General features: G+C 62.7%; 9 protein-coding genes and 4 pseudogenes. 5 read left to right on the forward strand and 8 right to left on the reverse strand.

The features are described 5' to 3' along the window. Positions 1 to 2: 2 nt before the first annotated feature. A complete protein-coding gene (locus AC15MQ_RS20235; RefSeq protein ID WP_483081137.1) occupies positions 3 to 2,276 on the reverse strand; it encodes a heparinase II/III domain-containing protein in 2,274 nt (757 codons plus the stop codon). 816 nt (positions 2,277 to 3,092) lie between these two features. On the opposite strand from AC15MQ_RS20235, the gene AC15MQ_RS20240 reads away from it, so the two are divergent. Together AC15MQ_RS20240 and AC15MQ_RS20245 are read left to right on the forward strand one after the other, a co-directional pair. Next, positions 3,093 to 4,736 carry a transposase gene (locus tag AC15MQ_RS20240; RefSeq protein WP_483081138.1) on the forward strand — a complete coding sequence of 548 codons (1,644 nt, stop codon included), beginning with the start codon at positions 3,093 to 3,095 and terminating at the stop codon, positions 4,734 to 4,736. Between the two features lie 22 nt (positions 4,737 to 4,758). Further along, positions 4,759 to 5,037 (forward strand): annotated as a pseudogene (locus tag AC15MQ_RS20245) (IS21 family transposase); the annotation flags it as partial. Here the strand turns inward: AC15MQ_RS20245 and AC15MQ_RS20250 are convergent. Both AC15MQ_RS20250 and AC15MQ_RS20255 read right to left on the reverse strand, forming a co-directional pair. Further along, on the reverse strand, positions 4,944 to 5,423 hold the full coding sequence (locus tag AC15MQ_RS20250) for a hypothetical protein (RefSeq protein WP_483081139.1): 480 nt from the start codon (positions 5,421 to 5,423) through the stop codon (positions 4,944 to 4,946). The pseudogene AC15MQ_RS20245 and the gene AC15MQ_RS20250 overlap by 94 nt on opposite strands. Continuing rightward, the gene (locus AC15MQ_RS20255; protein WP_324568620.1) at positions 5,420 to 5,785 is read right to left on the reverse strand and encodes a hypothetical protein; all 366 of its coding nucleotides are present in this window, start codon (positions 5,783 to 5,785) and stop codon (positions 5,420 to 5,422) included. The genes AC15MQ_RS20250 and AC15MQ_RS20255 overlap by 4 nt, the downstream gene beginning before the upstream one ends. 596 nt (positions 5,786 to 6,381) lie before the next feature. Here AC15MQ_RS20255 and AC15MQ_RS20260 point away from each other — a divergent pair. Together AC15MQ_RS20260 and tnpA are read left to right on the forward strand one after the other, a co-directional pair. Further along, a complete protein-coding gene (locus tag AC15MQ_RS20260; RefSeq protein WP_483081140.1) occupies positions 6,382 to 7,428 on the forward strand; it encodes a site-specific integrase in 1,047 nt (348 codons plus the stop codon). Positions 7,429 to 7,716: 288 nt separating this feature from the next. Then, positions 7,717 to 7,899: an IS66 family insertion sequence element accessory protein TnpA gene (gene tnpA, locus AC15MQ_RS20265; protein WP_483081197.1), complete on the forward strand. Its 183-nt coding sequence runs from the start codon at positions 7,717 to 7,719 to the stop codon at positions 7,897 to 7,899. A 395-nt stretch (positions 7,900 to 8,294) separates the two neighbouring features. Here the strand turns inward: tnpA and AC15MQ_RS20270 are convergent, their stop codons facing one another. After that, on the reverse strand, positions 8,295 to 9,515 hold the full coding sequence (locus tag AC15MQ_RS20270; protein ID WP_332335577.1) for an IS110 family RNA-guided transposase: 1,221 nt from the start codon (positions 9,513 to 9,515) through the stop codon (positions 8,295 to 8,297). 754 nt (positions 9,516 to 10,269) lie between these two features. On the opposite strand from AC15MQ_RS20270, the gene AC15MQ_RS20275 reads away from it, so the two are divergent. Beyond that, positions 10,270 to 11,136, forward strand: a complete 867-nt coding sequence (locus AC15MQ_RS20275) for a PA4780 family RIO1-like protein kinase (RefSeq protein ID WP_483081141.1) — start codon at positions 10,270 to 10,272, stop codon at positions 11,134 to 11,136. Positions 11,137 to 11,232: 96 nt separating this feature from the next. Here the strand turns inward: AC15MQ_RS20275 and accC are convergent, their stop codons facing one another. The 4 genes and pseudogenes from accC to scpA form a co-directional block, all read right to left on the reverse strand. Beyond that, positions 11,233 to 13,221 (reverse strand): acetyl-CoA carboxylase biotin carboxylase subunit, encoded by a 1,989-nt coding sequence (gene accC / locus AC15MQ_RS20280; protein ID WP_287653616.1) that lies wholly within the window; start codon positions 13,219 to 13,221, stop codon positions 11,233 to 11,235. Between the two features lie 21 nt (positions 13,222 to 13,242). Beyond that, positions 13,243 to 14,776, reverse strand: a pseudogene (locus AC15MQ_RS20285) (acyl-CoA carboxylase subunit beta). A gap of 75 nt (positions 14,777 to 14,851) precedes the next feature. Continuing rightward, positions 14,852 to 15,853 (reverse strand): annotated as a pseudogene (gene meaB, locus AC15MQ_RS20290) (methylmalonyl Co-A mutase-associated GTPase MeaB). A 29-nt stretch (positions 15,854 to 15,882) separates the two neighbouring features. After that, positions 15,883 to 18,061 (reverse strand): annotated as a pseudogene (scpA, locus tag AC15MQ_RS20295) (methylmalonyl-CoA mutase). Between the last annotated feature and the right edge of the window lie 106 nt (positions 18,062 to 18,167).

Here is an 18,167-nt window from a genome sequence, read left to right on the forward strand (position 1 = left end):
AATCAGCCTTGCAGGGCGTGTTTTGCAAGTGGCTCATCTAAGCAAGCGATTGCCCTGAGTTTCCAGTGTGCGTCGACCGCGCGCTCGAGCACGCACTCGATGGTCGTAATCGAAGCATGTTCCATCCAGCCTAAGCCGGTGAAACCGCGCGGCTCGCCGTCTTGAAATTGTCCGTGGTAGGTGAGGGTTCGAGTAGTTGGAAGGTCCAGCCGCAACTCGAAGGTCGAGGCCGGGTGCCGAAGCACCAGATCGGCGCCGTCCAACGACGCTACCACGCCATCGCCGCAATGAAGCATCAGGCGCGCCTCTAGCTCGATGCCGTTGGCCCTAGGCAGCACGCGCTCGACGAATTCCAGGGTGAGGGTATCGAAACGCCCGCGCACGACCCGCTCGATGCGCGCTTCCGAGTAAGCGTCGTGCTGGCCTTCAAGTACGAAGTTGGCCGCGCTGCGGGTGGCGTGCAAGCGAGCGACGCCGGGAGCCAGTGAATACGCTAGCCCCAGCAGCGAGACCGCATTGTGCGCGGCGGCTCCACGCAAGTAGTTCGAAATTGGGTCGCTCGGCTCGTAGGACCGAAAGCCGGGGTCGATCAACCATTCGATGCCGTCAAAGAACAACGTGAAAGAAAGGTTGTCCTCGTGTTTATGCGTCTCGACGAGCGAGGTAGCGTTCAAGGTCAGCATGAAGGCTCGCCTGTCATGCTGGCCTCGCACGAAAACGTGCCCGGCCTTGGGCAAAAGTGTGAGCTCAGGCAACGCGTTCGGGATCTCAATCGCCCTAGCAGGCACGCCGCTGTTCGCGACGCGCGCGCTATCTCCTAGCCCCGGCAGGCGCCCGTCCGGGTAGGTCGCGAGTTCGGCGAAGCGGCGCATGGCAGGCGCGAGCCTCATAATGTGTGACTCGCTCTTCCCGAGTCGGATCAGGTTGTCCGCGAACTCGACCAGCAATTGTACGCCGAAGTGATATTTGACCGAATTCTCGATCAACACGGCGCAGTCGCCATCCTCCACGAGCAAACGCTCCACCTGGTCGGTAACCCGGGCAACGGCCAGCTCAAAGTAGCGCCGGGCTCCCGCCAGCTCAGGCACGCCGAGGGCTGCGAGCATCAGCGAAAAGTCCTGAAATACCGAGTGATTGTTATAGCGCGTCTTTTGGTCCGAAGCGTAGAAGGCTTCACTGCCGAGCAGCTGCATGTGTCGCGAGATCGCCTCCAGAACACGGGTCATGAAGCGTTGATCGAAGCCAAGTCTGAGTCCACGATCCCAAATCAGGATCAGCGCCAATATCCGATCGCCAGTGCCTTGGTCGTACCAGCAGTATTTGCTGTCGCTATCGACCTGATAGTAGCTGCGATCGAGCCAGCAGGTCACGAGCTCGCGCGCGGCGAAGATCGGTGCCACGTCGCCGGTACGCTCCGCGCGCTGCAGCAAGACCGGTACGGCGTGCAAGCAGTGCCAAGACCAACGGTAAATATTCTCCTTGGCCAGATCCGGCGGTAGCGAGGCGTCGAACGGCCACGGCAGGCTCGCATTGAAGGATGGCAAAAGGCCTTGGGTCATGAACGCTTCGGCCTGTGCATCAGCCCCGGCATGGAAGCGCTCGAAATAGGCAGCGAGTGCCGCCAACAGCTCGGGCCGCATTGGACTCAGCCGTGCAGCGAAGTTTGGCTGCTGTCGAAAGACTGAGAAGGTGGTGGATCGGCCGTCGACTTCGAGGTAGAAGTCGTGCTCTTGCTCTTCCCACACCTCGAGCTGTTCAATCGTTACGTGCACCACGCCAGTCTTCGACCGCCCGGTAAAATGCAGATGCAGCTCGCTCAGTTGGCCGCTTGGGATCCTCTCCCAGCCATTGCGAATTCTGAAGCTCAGGTCAGCCAGACCGAACGAGACGTCGACCCAGCGCTCTTGCCACAGGTTGGGTACCGTAATGCGGCGTAGCGTCCCGTCGAGCACGAAGCCGAAGAGCAACTGGTCCAGTGACTCAAAGCCGCTGACCAGGAGACGCGCGCTGAAGCCATTGCCTTGGAATGGCCGGCCCACCGGAAGCCTCAGCCAGTGCGTCCCTTCATTGCTGAACGTGGTGACGAGCTTACCCTCGGAAATCCGAACTCTGCCGGTGCTGCTCACGGCTGCCAGTTCCAAACGTTCCACGGTGCTGTCTCGGAATGCGTCGAAGGTCAGTACCTTGCGCGCGCGGAGCACACGCTCCGGTTCGACGATCCGACTATCGTCAACGGGCTCGAGGCCCAGCCCAAGGCTTCCACTCTCGGATAACATGGTACCTTTCATCATATCCTTGCAAGCAAAATTTGCTGATATTCATAGAATTATGCCATAGAACGAGCACGACACCGGCCAAACCCGCAAAGTTGACACCGATGCCGTGCCCCACACCGTGCTGGGCACGGGTGCAGGGAGGGTATTTCACGAGCGGCCTCTTCCTGTCGATAGCTCATTGGCGTGACGGGAACCGCCAATGGAAGCCACCGGCCGACACTTCCTGTGCCATCGCTGCCGAACCCAGGCGTCGTCTTCAGCCGCTGCGACCGGGGCCAGATCTATTGCGCCGCTGGCTGCGCGCAGGCTGCACGCCGCGCTTCCGTCCAGGAAGCCGGCCACCGCTACCAGAAGAGCCGAAGAGGCCGCCTCAAGCATGCCGAAAGAAGCCGCCGTTACCGGCTGCGCCGGCAGAATGTGACGCATCAGGGTTCTATGCCACCGGCACAAAGTGATCTACTGGCGGCGAACTCGGCGGTGGGCCGGGAACCGGCGGCAGCAGGGTTGCCGGCCACGCTCCGGGCGGCGCGCTGCCATTTCTGCGGTACGCGCTGTTCGGGCTTGCTCAGGCAGGGCTTCCTGGGTAGCTGCCGGGTTCCATCCGCCATCTCACCTGATTGAAGAGGAACCCGAGTTGACCATTTCCCCTGAAACGCAAGCACAGATTCTGCGCTACTACCCTGCCGAGCGCTGGCGCATCGGCACCATCGCCACCCAGCTGTGCGTCCATCATCCTATTTTCCTCAGTTGAAAGAGCAAGAATTGCTGCAAACTGAGTGCTGGTGAGGGTTTCCGGCGAATCGGGAGGGTCACCCAATGGGTGAGTTGGATTTCGAGCGAAAAGAGCTGGTCAAGGCGGTGGATGGTGCCTTGCAAGAGATCGAGCAGACGGCGCTGGAGATGCGTGTGGCGACGCTTGGTGGGCGATTCCACGTTCGCTGGGACGAAGGGGGAAGTGCCACGGCCCTGGGGCAGTTGCCGTTCTTTGCCGAATTCCTCGAAGTCTCGGGCCTATTCACCCGTTGGCTGGGGGGGTGTCCGATGGCCTACACCAGCTCCAACGCACCCGAGTCGGTCGACGTTCTCGGCACCTGGATGTTGTCGATACTGGATGGCCAGCGGCGCTATGCGCATGTGACCGGGCTACGCGGCGACGAGGTCGCGCCGCAGATTCTCGGCATGAACAAGATCATCAGCGATGAAAGTCTGCGCCGCGCCCTGGCGCATCTGGCGCCGAACCAAGCCAAGCCGTGCCGCGGCGAAGCGCGTGCTGCCCGGGCGGCGCAACTGGCAAAGAGTACGGCATGGATGGACACGGCGCTTTCGGAGAGCAGCCGCGAAGCGCTCCGTACGCCCTGGATTCTCGACGTCGACACGACCATCAAATTGCTCTACGGCCACCAGGCGGGCGCCGAGGTCGGATACAACCCCACGAAACCGGGACGGCCCAGTCATACACTGCACACCTACTGGATCGGCAATCTGCGTTTGGTGCTTGATGTGGAAGTGCAAGGCGGCAAAGCCATTGCCGGGAAATATAGCCGGCCCCGGCTACGCCTGCTGCTCGAACGACTCGCTGTTGAGGAACGTCCCGTCCTGGTGCGCGGCGACATCGCCTTCGGCAATGAAGGCATGATGGCCGAGATGGAAGAGATAGGGCAGCGCTATCTCTTCAAGCTCAAGCAAACGGCTGGGGTCAAGCGCCTGATCGAGCGGCTCTGGCGGCGCAGCGACTGGCAGGGTGTCGGCCAGGGTTTTGACGCGGTGGAAGCCGAACTCCAATTGGCGGGCTGGACTCGCGCGCGGCGTGTTGTGGTGCTACGGCGACGCGTCAAGTCCAGCCTGGTCGCCGAAGCGAGCAACGAGAGCACCCAGCCCGAGTTGCAGTTCCTCGACCATTCGGAGAGGGCCAAACTCTGGGAATACGCCGTCCTGGTCACGAACGCGGACTACTCGACAGAAGCCATGGGCCAGTTGTATCGGGATCGGGCCGATTGTGAAAATGGCTTCGACGAACTGAAAAATCAATGGGGCTGGGGCGGCTACACCACGCAGGACCTGGAGCGCTGCAACCTCTCGGCGCGAGCGGTGGCGCTGATCTACAACTGGTGGAGTTGGTATGTTCGCCTGGCGCATCCGAAGACACGCCTGGAAGCGATCACCAGTCGCCCGATGTTGCTCGCCGGGGTGGGCCGCCTGACCGAGCACGCCGGCCAGTCTCGCTTGCTGCTCACGCTCTCCCATGCGGCGGGGGACCAAATCAAGGCGATGATCGTCAATGTCCGCAAGGGTCCTGACCATGTTCTGGCAAGTGCGCCTCAGTTGCCAAAAGCTGGCCGCTGGCCGGCGCTTGTCCGCTACATCGTCGACAAAATCATCAACGCTAGACCGAAAGCTAGACCGAAAGCATCTCCTCCTACGCCTGTGGCTCCCCCAAGTCTCGCACTTGCCGCGGGTTAACAGAGGAATTTAGGATCATGGCACTGTCCTGCGTGTACTGACACAGGCGGGTCTGCCACGCGCCGGTATCGCGCTTCGCGCTTCCCGCATCGACCCCTATCTGCCCTTCGTCCGCGAGACCCTGGCGCAGTTTCCGACCCTGACCGCCAGCCGGCTGTACGTCATGGTCAAGGAACGCGGCTATCCCGGCCGTCCCGATCACTTTCGTTATCTGGTTGCCTTGCACCGGCCGCGACCGAAGGCCGAAGCGTACCTGCGGCTCTCGACGCTGCCCGGCGAACAGGCCCAGGTGGACTGGGGGCTATGCCGAGCTCGGCATAGGGGACAGTCGACCTGGGCGGCCTCGCCCGGAGCAAAGGCGAGCGTCAGAAAGGCTTCCCGCGGACGCGGGCGGATGGCCCGCACATAATCCTTGACGATGCTGATGCCGCCGCCGTAACCGTTGTCGCACAGCCGCTGAAAGACTTGCTGCGCCGACAGCGGATGGGCGTCGAGCCAGCCGACGATGCGGCCCTTGAAGGGATCGAGCTTGCTCGATCGGCGGACCGCTTGCCGCGGCGCGTAGGGGCGTCCGATCCAGTGGCGTACGGTCTTGACGTCGAGGCCCAGCGAAACCGCGAGTTGGGCGGCAGTCAGGTGTTTCGCAACGCCATCGCCAATGGCGGCCCAGGTCGCGTAGTCGATCATGGACGCCCTCCAAGAATGGCATGCAGACGCTCGATGCGGGCGGCAACGGGCACCGACTCGGGCAGGCTGAGCACTTGGGTGAGCGGCGGGTCGTAGGCGATCAGGTCGAGGGCGATGAGCTCCCGGCGGGCCTGGGCCAGCCGTCGCAGGTCCAGCTTCAGGCGCCGGGACAGGCTCGCGTCGCTGTAATAGCTCAAGCCATGGGCATCGGCGGCGGTGACGAGAAACAGATACAGCGCCCAGGCACAGACGTCAGCCTTCTCGATGGTGTGCTCCCGCACCAGGCGGTGGTCGAGCCAGCTGAAATGCTCGGGCACTTGGCGCAGGCGTTCCGGGTTCAAGACCCGCTTGGTCGTACTCATGGTTTCCTCCTCGGATGTCGAGCCCGAGTTGTAGCAAGCGCGACAGGGCCGAGGCGATGTCCTCTTGTAACGCACTGCCCCAGATGTGGGCAATTAGCCCCACGAGAACAATGGGTTGCGCATTCAAGAGATCTTGTAACGGTGCCGCCGGAGCGTTACAAGATGTCTGCGCCGGCAGTGCGGGCGGCGTCGGTTCTGACGCTGGCGGTGGGGTGATTGCGGCAGCGGCCGCCGTGATCCAGTCGTCTTGTACCGGCTCCGGCGGCAACCGCGTTCGTCGGCTGTACCCGGGATGGGCTGCCCGCCACGCCTTGACCCGGGCCACCGATTCCGGTCCCCGGTGGTAGTCCCGGTTCTCCGGCTTGGCCAGCCAGTTCGCTTGGCTGGCCCGCTTGCTGGTTGCCTTGCACGCCACCGCCGTGCAGTAACGCTGGTGTCGCGCGTTGCGCGCGTCAGCCGTGAATGGCTCGCCGCAGTTCAGGCACGTCCGCTTCTCCGTCTTCCCCATCTCGTGTCTCTCGCCAAGTCGCAACCCCGGCTAATACACGATCCCGGAAGAACACCGAAGAACACCCAAACAGCGAAGAAGACCCCAGATGCGAAACCGACCAACCCGGAAGAAAATCCAGTTTCATGTCGTCAGGTTTGAACCGGTTTCAGATTGGCCGCGACAGCTGACCCGCTTCTTCACCCAACGCCTGATGCAGCAGCGGCAAGCGAGCCCCCATACGATCCGTTCTTATCGCGACACCTTTCGCTTACTGCTCCAGTTTGCAAAATCCCGTCTCGGCAAAGAGCCGTCCCAGCTCGCCTGGGAAGCGCTTGATGCGCCGCTGATCAGCGCTTTTCTCGAGGACCTGCAGGCGCAGCGGGGGATCGGGGCGCGCAGCCGCAACCTGCGGCTCACCGCCATCCGTTCCTTCTTCGGTTATGCCGCCTTCGAGTTGCCCGAGCACGCCGAGCAAATCCAGCGCGTGCTCGCGATTCCCGCCCAACGCTGCGCTCATGAGCAGGTGCATTACTTGTCGCGGCCGGAAGTCGACGCGATCCTCGTCGCCCCCGACCAGAGCACTTGGTCGGGCCGCCGCGACCACGCCTGGCTGCTCCTGGCGGTGCAGACCGGCCTGCGCTCGTCTGAGTTGACCGCGCTGACCCGCGAGGATACCCATCTTGGCGCCGGTGCCCATGTCCATGTGCTGGGCAAGGGGCGCAAGGAACGCTGCGTTCCGCTCACCAAACAAACAGCGGCCGTTCTGCAAGCCTGGCTGAAGGAACTCGCGCTCGGGGAAGGGCAAATCCTCTTCCCCAATCGCCGTGGTGGCCGATTGAGTAACGATGGGGTCCAGTATCTGCTGGCGCAGCACGTCGCCACCGCCCGTGAGGGCTGCCCATCGCTGCGAACGAAGCATGTATCGCCGCATACGTTGCGGCATACGGCCGCCATGGAGTTGTTGCAGGCCGGCGTCGATACAACGGTGATTGCGCTCTGGCTGGGCCATGAGTCGGTCGAAACCACCCACATTTACCTGGAGGCCGATCTGGCGATGCGGGAGAAGATCCTCGCCAAGACCACACCCCATGAGGGATGCCCTGGCGTCTACAAACCGGACGATGCCTTGCTCGCTTTCCTCAAGGCGCTTTGAAGGGGCGCCGACTATGCCGGGTAAACCGCTCGCCGCGCCGGTCCGGGGCCTTGTTCTGGGCGCCAACGGGCTATCTCGGTGGAGCGACTCGGCATAGTCCGGGACTCGGCATAGTGGGGCACTTCGGCCACCTGGAAATCGGCCGCGCCCGCCGGGCACTGATGGCTTGCGACATGGTGCTGGCGTGGTCGAGAAGTAAGCGTTCAGCCGATCCACCTATAAAAGAGCCGATAGGTGGAGCAACCTCCCGGTTTTCGACAGGAGGAAGAGATGGCCAAAGGAGGGTAACTGGAAGCACGCTGGCGAAGGCATGTTGACGCCTGGCGGGCGAGCGGGGGCACACAAACTGCGTACTGCAAGGAGCACGGGCTGAGAAGTTATTCGTTCAGTTACTGGCACCTGCGCTTTTCGGGGGAGTCAGGATCAAGCAGTCCAGAGCTTCGAAGAGGGCCAGAGGATCTTGTGCAATAGCTTTCCTGAAGTCGGGGTGGGGATCTTCCAGCCAGTCGTGAAATTGGACAGTTAGTGTTGTCCGTTGCGGATGGCGCGTTTGCCAGATACTGGCTTGTTTCGCTCCCTCAACCGCGGCATTATGGAGCAGCCACCCCAACTCATTGAATCATGCACTTACAGCGCCCATGGGTGGTGCCAACGGCTCAAAAAGACGACGAAACCAGCCATCATCGTGTCGATGGCATGAGCGGACGCGGGTTGCGACCCGGTTCGGACCTCTGACGGCAAGGGCCAGACCAGTGTGGCTTGCGTAACTCGTTGATTTTGGTCATGGGGTTTTAATGTGAAAGAACCCAGTCTCCAAGCGCGCGAGTACCTGACCGCGAGCGGTCATGGAGATCGGTTGTCGTGAATCAAGCGGCTGCGGGGATGAAGCCGAAGCGAGTTAGCGCCTTGATCCAGCGAGAGGCGTTGCGCTGCACGGAGAGCTGCTCATAGTTGGTGGCGGAATCCCGGTAATGTTCGCCACGCTTGAGCATGAAAAAAATGGTGCGCAACATTTTGTGAGCCAAAGCGACGATGGCGCGTTTGTGACCACGACGAACGATCAACGACTGGAACTTGGCCTGGAACGCCGATTTGGTGCGGCTGGCGGCGTGAGCGAACTCACAGAGGAGTCGGCGGACGTAGGGATTGCCCTTGCGGACGCGTCCCGATTTGCGCTTCCCGGCCGACTCGTTGTTGCCCGGACAGAGGCCAACCCAGGAGGCTAGGCGGTCCGAGGTGCCGAAGACGCTCATGTCGCTGCCGATCTCGACGAGCAGCATGGCGGCGCCGATGAGATCGACGCCAGGTAAGGTTTGCAGCAGGGCGAGCGCATTGTGCTCGCTCGCCAATTCGGCGAGCAGGCGGGCGTCGAAACGGGCGATGCGCGCTTCGAGTTCCTCGATATGCCGCAATAGTTCGTCAAGAACGAACACGTGACTCGCGGTCAATTCGCCCTGCAGGGCATCGTGCAATTCCTCGCGGCTGGCTTTGAGACGTCGACTGGCGCGTTGAAGAACCTCATGCGGAGCCTGCCCCCGGAGAATCCCCTTGATCATCGCGCGTGCCGACTGACCATGGATATCGCTGACCACCACGCCCAGACGGATGCCGGCATCGGTCAGCACTTTGTGCATGCGGTTCTTCTCGGACGAGAGCAGCCCGACGAGCTTCTGCCGTTGCCGGGCGATCAGACGCAGTTCGCGCAGTTGGGCCGGCGGCACGAAAGACCCTCGGAGCAGACCGGCTCGCGCCAGGGTGGCCAGCCACTGGGCATCTCCGACATCCGTCTTGCGTCCCGGCACCTGCTTGACATGACGGGCATTGACCACCGTCGCCCGGATACCGACCGCCTCCAGCGCCGCATACGGACTCTTCCAGTAGATGCCCGTGCTTTCCATGACGACTTCGTCCGGATCAAGCGCCGCCGCCCAGACCGCCAGCTCCCGCCGGTCCCGTTTGAACGCGCCAAATTGCCGCTGCTCGAGTCGTGTCTCGCCGCCCGATTCCTCGATGATCGCGCACGCCGTGACCTGGGCCTGATGAATATCCAGCCCAATGACCCGCTTGTGGATCGGAACCAGTTCCATACCGTCTCCTTTCGCCATAAACTTGAACGCGGGAGGCGGTGGGTGCCAGAACCGAAATTGCCTGAAGGCGACAGGTCGCCAACGGCCCTTGTAATGTGTGCGCTCGATGGCAGCAATCCGGGGTACGAGTCGGTTCAGCGGGTCACGTTAGCTTGCGGGGTCGAGCCGCCAAAATGTTGCGCGACCTCTACCCGCCGCTTCCCAACCCGCATCTTCTTTCATCATCCGGGGCGGCGGCAACTGCAATGACCGTTAGCTCCATAATGCCGCTCAACCGTTGCTTCGGCCTTGACCCACAAGCGGATTAGAGCTTCATCCGGTTGTCCGGCGATGATGGCTTCGATAACGCTGTCCATGTCTCCAAGTTGCCAAGTGGTATCCTGTATCTATAACACGATCACGGTCGAACCGGACAATGATTCCGCTGTGGCGAAGATGCAGCAGTCCGGGCCTTTACAGAGAGGCTCCCATGGGTTTTCGTGTTGCGTCGATGAGCAGAGTGTGGGCCGACCGCAGGTGGCGCCGGGCAGGCAGCAGCATTGCCGCCATTCGCGAAGGGTAAGTTCTCCTTGATCTCGCACCGGGAGCAGCGCCAGGCCGTACAGCGCTGGTCTTCTCAACTGCGCCATACTGTTTTTTCTCCCTCACCAACCCAGCAGGATGTGTCCATGCAATCAGGAAGTCCCCTCACCCGCAAGAACGGTCCACTGGGCGCGATGCGCGCCGGCTCCGGCCGCGAGTACCCGGCTCGATCATGAAAACCCCGAGCAGATTATTGCCTCTGGTCACCGACGGTCTGGTCGACGCGGTGCTTCGCCAACTCATGAGCGGCAAGGAGGCGATGGTCTATGTCGTCCAGTGTGGCGACGAGTTGCGCTGCGCCAAGGTCTACAAGGAGGCCCAGCAGCGCAGCTTCCGGCAGGCCGTCGATTACACCGAAGGCCGCAAGACCAGGAACAGCCGGCAGGCGCGGGCGATGGCCAAGGGCTCGCGCTACGGCCGGCAGGAGCAGGAGTCCGCCTGGCAGAGCGCCGAGGTCGACGCCTTGTATCGCCTTGCAGCGGCCGGTGTGCGGGTGCCGACGCCGTACAACTTCCACGCGGGCGTGCTGCTGATGGAACTGTTGACCGATGCCGCCGGCGAACCGGCGCCGCGGCTCAACGATGTGCTGCTCAGCGAAGCGCTTGCCCGTCAGTTTCACGCGATCCTGATTCGCCAGGTGGTGCGCATGCTCTGCGCCGGAATCGTGCACGGCGACCTGTCCGAATACAATGTGCTGGTGGACAGCGAAGGGCCGGTGATCATCGACCTGCCGCAGGCGATGGACGCGGCGGCCAACAACAACGCCCGGCGTATTCTTGAGCGTGACGTCGACAACCTCAAGGCCTACTTCGGCCAGTTTGCGCCGGACCTGCTGTCGAGCAATTATGGCCGGGAAATCTGGTTGCGCTACGAGGCCGGCACGCTGCACCCGGAGAGCGTACTCGACGGGCACGTCCCGCTGGTGGAAAAAACCGCCGATCTGGACGAAGTGATGCAGGTCATCGACGCGGCGAGTGATGAAGAGGCGGCGCGAAGAGCGCGTCAGGAAGCGGTCAGGCTGGGCGGGCGAACCGTCTGAGTGCCGTTTGGGCGGGAGATGGCCCGCCGTGCCAGGCATAAAAAAGCCCGCCGGGTGGCGGGCTGCTTGGGCAGCGCTGGATCTGCCGGCCCGGGCTTATTCGAACTCGATGATCACCTGATCGACCGACAGGCTTTCGCCGGCCTTGGCGACGACCTTCCTGACCTTGCAGTCGCGCTCGGCCTTGAGGACGTTTTCCATCTTCATCGCTTCGATCACCGCCAGTTTCTCGCCGGCGGCGACGGCTTCGCCTTCCGCCACCGAGACTTCCCGCAACAGGCCCGGCATCGGCGAAAGCAGGAACCTGGAGAGATCCGGCGGCACCTTCTTCGGCATCAGCGCCAGCATGCGCGCGGCGTTGGCGGTCATCACCGTGGCCTTGACCTGCTTGCCGAAGTGGACCACCCGATAGAGCAGACCGATGCGTTCGAGTTGCATGCACAGCGGCGCGCCGTTGCAGGTGCCGTGGAAGACGAGTTCACCGAAACGCCAGTCGGAAACCAGGTCGTAACGGTCGGTGCCGTGGCTGACCGAGTAACCGCCGGGAATCGGGTGCAGGACGACCGGGTAGTCCTTGCCTTCGATCTGGACCACCCACTCGCTGCCGACCTTGCGCTCGTGGCCCGGCATCTGGCCACTGACCTTGACCGCGCGGTCGATGTAACGGCGGCGACCAAAAGCGGCGACGGCGGCCAGCAGGCCGGGATCGCTGTGCACGACATCGGCGGCGACGAAGCCGCTGGGATATTCGTCGGCGATGAACGAGGTGGTGAAGGTGCCCGACAGGAAGCGCGCGTTCTGCATCAGCGCCGCCTGGAAGGGTATGTTCGAGTCGATGCCGCGAATCACGAAAGCGTTGAGCGCGTCGCGCATGCGGTTGATCGCCTGGTCGCGGGTGCTGCCGTGGCAGATCAGCTTGGCGATCATCGAGTCGTAGTACATCGAGATTTCGCCGCCTTCGAAGACGCCGGTATCGACGCGGACTTCACCGTCGGTAGTCGCCGGCGGGCGGTACTTGACCAGCCGGCCGATCGACGGCAGGAAGCCGCGGAACGGGTCCTCGGCGTTGATCCGGCACTCGATCGCCCAACCCCTGGGCTTGATGTCGTCCTGGGTGAACGGCAGCTTCTCGCCGGCGGCCACGCGAATCATCAATTCGACGAGGTCGACGCCGGTGATCATTTCGGTCACTGGATGCTCGACCTGCAGACGGGTGTTCATTTCGAGGAAGTAGAACGACTTGTCCGAGCCGACGACAAACTCGACGGTGCCCGCGCTCTGGTAGTTGACGGCCTTGGCCAGCGCCACCGCCTGTTCACCCATGGCCTTGCGGATGCTGTCGTCGATGAACGGCGAGGGCGCTTCTTCGAGGACTTTCTGGTGCCGCCGCTGGATCGAACACTCGCGTTCGAGCAGGTAGACGGTATTGCCGAAGGAGTCGGCGATGACCTGGATCTCGATGTGGTGCGGTCCTTCGACAAACTTCTCGATGAACACGCGATCGTCGCCGAAACTGTTGCGCGCTTCGTTGCGGCAGGCTTCGAAGCCCTCGAAGGCTTCCTTGTCGTTGAAGGCGACGCGCAGTCCCTTGCCGCCGCCACCCGCCGAGGCCTTGATCATCACCGGGTAACCGATCCCCTTGGCGATTTCCACGGCCTGCGCGGAATCGGTGATCTCGGCGTTGTAGCCGGGAATGGTGTTGACCCGGGCTTCCATGGCCAGCTTCTTGGAAGCGATCTTGTCGCCCATCGCCGCGACCGAATAGTGCTTCGGCCCGATGAAGATGATGCCTTCGTCTTCGAGGCGGCGCGAGAACTCCTCGTTCTCGGAAAGGAAGCCGTAGCCCGGGTGTACCGCTTCGGCACCGGTCTGCTTGCAGGCGGCGATGATCTTGTCGATCACCAGATACGATTCCTTGGAGGCCGCCGGGCCGATGCATACTCCCTCGTCGGCGGTCAGCACGTGCATCGAATCCTTGTCTGCTTCGGAATAGACCGCGACCGTCTTGATGCCCATTTTCTTGGCGGTCTTCATGACCCGGCAGGCAATCTCGCCGCGGTTGGCGATCAGAATTTTCTTGAACATCTCTTATTTCTCCCCGTGGTATCAAAGCGGAATGTTGCCGTGCTTGCGCCACGGGTTTTCCAGTTGCTTGTTGCGCAACATCGCGAGAGAGCGGCAGATGCGCTTGCGAGTCTCGTTGGGCATGATCACGTCGTCGATGAAGCCGCGCGCACCGGCCACGAAGGGGTTGGCAAACTTGGCCTTGTATTCGGCTTCGCGCGCCGCCAGCTTGGCCGGGTCGTTCTTTTCCTCGCGGAAGATGATCTCGACCGCGCCTTTTGGACCCATCACCGCGATCTCGGCCGACGGCCAGGCGAAGTTCACATCGCCGCGCAGATGCTTCGAAGCCATCACGTCGTAGGCACCGCCATAGGCCTTGCGGGTGATCACGGTGATCTTGGGTACCGTACACTCGGCGTAGGCATAGAGCAGCTTGGCGCCATGCTTGATGATCCCGCCGTACTCCTGCGCGGTCCCGGGCATGAAACCGGGAACGTCGACGAAGGTCACCACCGGGATGTTGAAGGCGTCGCAGTAGCGGACGAAGCGGGCAGCCTTGATCGAACTCTTGATGTCCAGGCAGCCGGCCAGGACCAGCGGCTGGTTGGCGACGATGCCCACCGTCGAACCATCCATGCGCGCAAAGCCAATGACGATGTTCTTGGCGTATTCGCGCTGCAGTTCGAAGAAGTCGCCATCGTCGGCGACCTTGATGATCAGTTCCTTGATGTTGTACGGCTTGTTCGGCGTTGTCCGGGACCAGTGTGTCGAGCGAGAAGTCGAGGCGGTCGGCGGGATCCTGCGAGGGCAGGCGTGGCGGCTTTTCACGGTTGTTCGACGGCAGGAAGCTGATGAAGCGGCGAATCATCATCAAGGCTTCGACGTCGTTCTCGAAAGCGAGGTCGGCGACGCCGGACTTGGTGGTGTGGGTGACCGCGCCGCCGAGTTCTTCGGAGGTCACGTCTTCGTGGGTCACCGTCTTGACCACTTCCGGGCCGGTGACGAACATGTACGACGAGTCCTTGACCATGAAGATGAAGTCGGTCATCGACGGGCTATAGACCGCGCCGCCGGCGCAGGGCCCCATGATCAGCGAAATCTGCGGCACCACACCCGAGGCGAGAACGTTGCGCTGGAAGACGTCGGCGTAACCGGCGAGCGACGCGACACCTTCCTGGATGCGCGCCCCGCCGGAGTCGTTGAGACCGATCACCGGGGCACCGACCTTGATCGCATGGTCCATGACCTTGCAGATCTTTTCGGCGTGCGCCTCCGACAGCGAGCCACCGAAGACCGTGAAATCCTGTGAGAAGACGAACATCAGCCGGCCGTTGATGGTGCCGCAGCCGATGACCACACCGTCGCCCGGTACCGACTGCTCGGCCATGCCGAAGTCGTTGCAGCGGTGCTCCTTGAACATGTCCCACTCTTCGAAAGAGCCACTGTCGAGCAACAGTTCGATGCGCTCGCGGGCAGCCAGTTTGCCCTTGCTGTGCTGGTTGTCGATGCGCTTCTGGCCACCACCCAGACAGGCCGCCGCGCGCTTTTCTGCAAGCTGGCGAATGATGTCGTGCATAAGTTCTACTCCCTAACGTTCGCGTCAATCAGAACTACTCAAACAGGTCGGAGGATCTCGGTCCGATCCCTGCAATCAGTGCTTCAGAAAGGCCAGCAGTCGCGACGCTGCCGCACCGGGCGTGGTGCGCCCTTCGGCGACGTCGCGTGACAGTTCCGGCAGCGCCGAGCGCACGGCCGGATGGGCACGGAAATAGCGGCGCAGGCCGGAATCGATCAGGTTCCACATCCAGTCCACGGCTTGCCGACGGCGCTTCTCGTCGAATTCGCCGGTGGCCGTGAGGGTGCTCTGGTAGCGTTCGATCTCGGCCCAGAATTCAGCGATACCGCGCTTGGCCAGGGCGCTGAGGGTGAGTACCGGCGGCCGCCAGTTCGGGCTGGCACTGCGCAGCATGGTCAGCGCCGCTTTCATCTGGCCGCGGGCGAAAGCGGCGGCGCGTTCGTCGATGTCGGCCTTGTTGAAGACGATCAGGTCGGCAATTTCGACGATCCCCTTCTTGATTGCCTGCAGGTCATCGCCGGCGTTCGGCAACTGCAGCAACACGAAGACGTCGACCATGCCGGCGACCGTCGTTTCGGATTGCCCGACGCCAACCGTCTCGACGATGATCACGTCGAAACCGGCCGCTTCGCAGACCAGCATCGCTTCACGCGTCTTGTCGGCCACCCCGCCCAGCGAACCGGCCGAAGGGCTCGGTCGGATGAAGGCCTCGTCGCGCTGGCACAGCAACTCCATGCGCGTCTTGTCGCCGAGAATCGAACCTCCGGAAACCGACGACGAGGGGTCCACGGCCAGCACGGCGACGCGCTTTCCGCCTGTCGATCAGATACATGCCCGAGCGACTCGATGAAGGTCGATTTGCCGGCACCGGGAGCGCCCGAGATACCGACCCGAATGGTCCGTCCGGTGTGCGGCAGCAATGCCGTCAACACCTGTCGCGCACGCCGCTGGTGGTCGCTGGTGCGTCGACTCGACGAGGGTGATGGTCTTGGCCAGCGCCCGGCGGCGACCGCTCAGGACGCCGTCAACGAGGTGCTGGTCGGCAGCCGCCAGGCTGCCGGCGGAGGCACTGGTCATATCCATGCGCTACCGTGAGTGCGGCGCGTTCAGGCCGTTGCCTGCGAACGTGCCTTGCGGATTTCCGCCAGCACGGTCATGGCCGAGTCCTCGATGCGTGTGCCGGGGCCGAAAATGGCCTTGGCGCCGGCCGCGAACAGGAAGTCATAGTCCTGCGCCGGAATCACCCCGCCGGCGAAGACAATGATGTCGTCGGCACCCTGATCCTTGAGCGCCTGCACCAGCGCCGGCAACAGCGTCTTGTGGCCGGCGGCGAGCGAGGATACGCCGACCGCGTGCACGTCGTTCTCGATGGCCAGGCGAGCGGCCTCTTCCGGGGTCTGGAAGAGCGGGCCGACGTCGATGTCGAAGCCGAGGTCGGCAAAGGCGGTAGCCACCACCTTGGCACCGCGGTCGTGACCGTCCTGACCGAGCTTGGCAATCATGATCCGTGGCCGGCGGCCTTCCTCGTCGTTGAACCTGACGATTTCTGCCTTGAGCGTTTTCCCAGCTGGCGATGCCTTCGACGACCGCGCCATAGACACCCGAAACGGTCTGCTGCGTGGCACGGAAACGGCCGAAGATCTTCTCCATCGCGTCCGAGACTTCGCCCACCGAGGCGCGCAGGCGCATCGCCCTGACCGTGAGGTCGAGCAGATTGCCTTCGCCGGTTTCGGCGCAGCGCGTCAGGTCGGCCAGCGCCGCATTGACCTTGTCGGTGTCGCGATTGGCGCGGACCGCTCTTCAGGCGCGCGATCTGCGAGTCGCGGACGGCGTTGTTGTCGATGTCGCGAATGTCGAGCGCTGTCTTCCTTGGCGAGCTTGTACTTGTTGACCCCGACGATGACGTCCTTGCCGGAATCGATACGTGCCTGCTTGTCGGCGGCGCAGCCCTCGATCTTCATCTTGGCCCAGCCGGATTCGACGGCGTGCGTCATGCCGCCCATGCTCTCGACTTCCTCGATGATCTTCCAGGCTTCGTCCACCAGGTCCTGCGTCAGCTTCTCCATCATGTACGAGCCGGCCCAGGGATCGATGACGTTGGTGATGTGCGTCTCTTCCTGGATGACCAGTTGCGTGTTGCGGGCGATGCGCGACGAGAACTCGGTCGGCAGGGCGATGGCTTCATCGAGCGCATTGGTATGCAGCGACTGCGTCCCGCCGAAGACTGCAGCCATCGCCTCGATGGTGGTCCGCACGACGTTGTTGTAGGGATCCTGTTCGGTCAGCGACCAGCCGGAGGTCTGGCAGTGGGTGCGCAGCATCATCGACTTCGGGCTCTTCGGCGAGAATTCCTGCATGATCTTCCACCACAGCAGGCGGGCAGCGCGCAGCTTCGCCACTTCGAGATAGAAGTTCATGCCGATGGCAAAGAAGAACGAGAGCCGGCCGGCAAAACCGTCGACGTCGAGACCGGAAGCGATGGCCGTCTTCACGTAGTCGCGACCATCGGCCAGGGTGAACGCCAGTTCCAGCGCCTGCGTCGCGCCGGCTTCCTGCATGTGATAGCCGGAGATCGAGATCGAGTTGAACTTCGGCATGTGCTGCGCGGTGTAGCCGATGATGTCGGAGATGATCCGCATCGACGGTTTCGGCGGGTAGATGTAGGTATTGCGGACCATGAACTCCTTGAGGATGTCGTTCTGGATGGTCCCCGAGAGTTTCTCCTGCGGCACGCCCTGCTCTTCGGCAGCAACGATGTAGCCGGCCAGGATCGGCAGCACGGCACCGTTCATGGTCATCGACACCGAGATCTTTTCGAGCGGGATGCCGTCGAACAGAATCTTCATGTCCTCGACCGAATCGATCGCCACGCCGGCCTTGCCGACGTCGCCGGTGACGCGCGGATGATCGGAGTCGTAGCCGCGGTGTGTGGCCAGGTCGAAGGCCACCGAGACGCCCTGACCGCCGGCGGCCAGCGCCTTGCGATAGAAGGCATTCGAGGCCTCGGCCGTGGAGAAGCCGGCGTACTGGCGAATGGTCCACGGCCGCACGGCATACATCGTGGCCTGCGGACCGCGCACGAAGGGCGGGAGGCCGGGCAGCGTATCGGTGTACTGCAGCCCGTCGAGATCCTGCCGTGGTGTACAGGGGTTTGACGACGATACCTTCGGGAGTGACCCAGTTCAGTGCTTCGACATTCCCGCCCGGCGCCGACTTGGCGGCAGCCTTTTTCCAGGCATCGAGACTTGCAGAATCACTTGGTGCAGCATTGTTCGCGTTGGACATGACGGAACCTTTCAAGAAATCTGTGGATTGAGGCGGTACTCCCGCCTGACGACGCAGGGGCCCTGACTGACCAAGGGTGCCGCGCTCGCCGTTTCGGTGATTTTAA

The organism is Candidatus Accumulibacter propinquus (genome assembly GCF_056856495.1).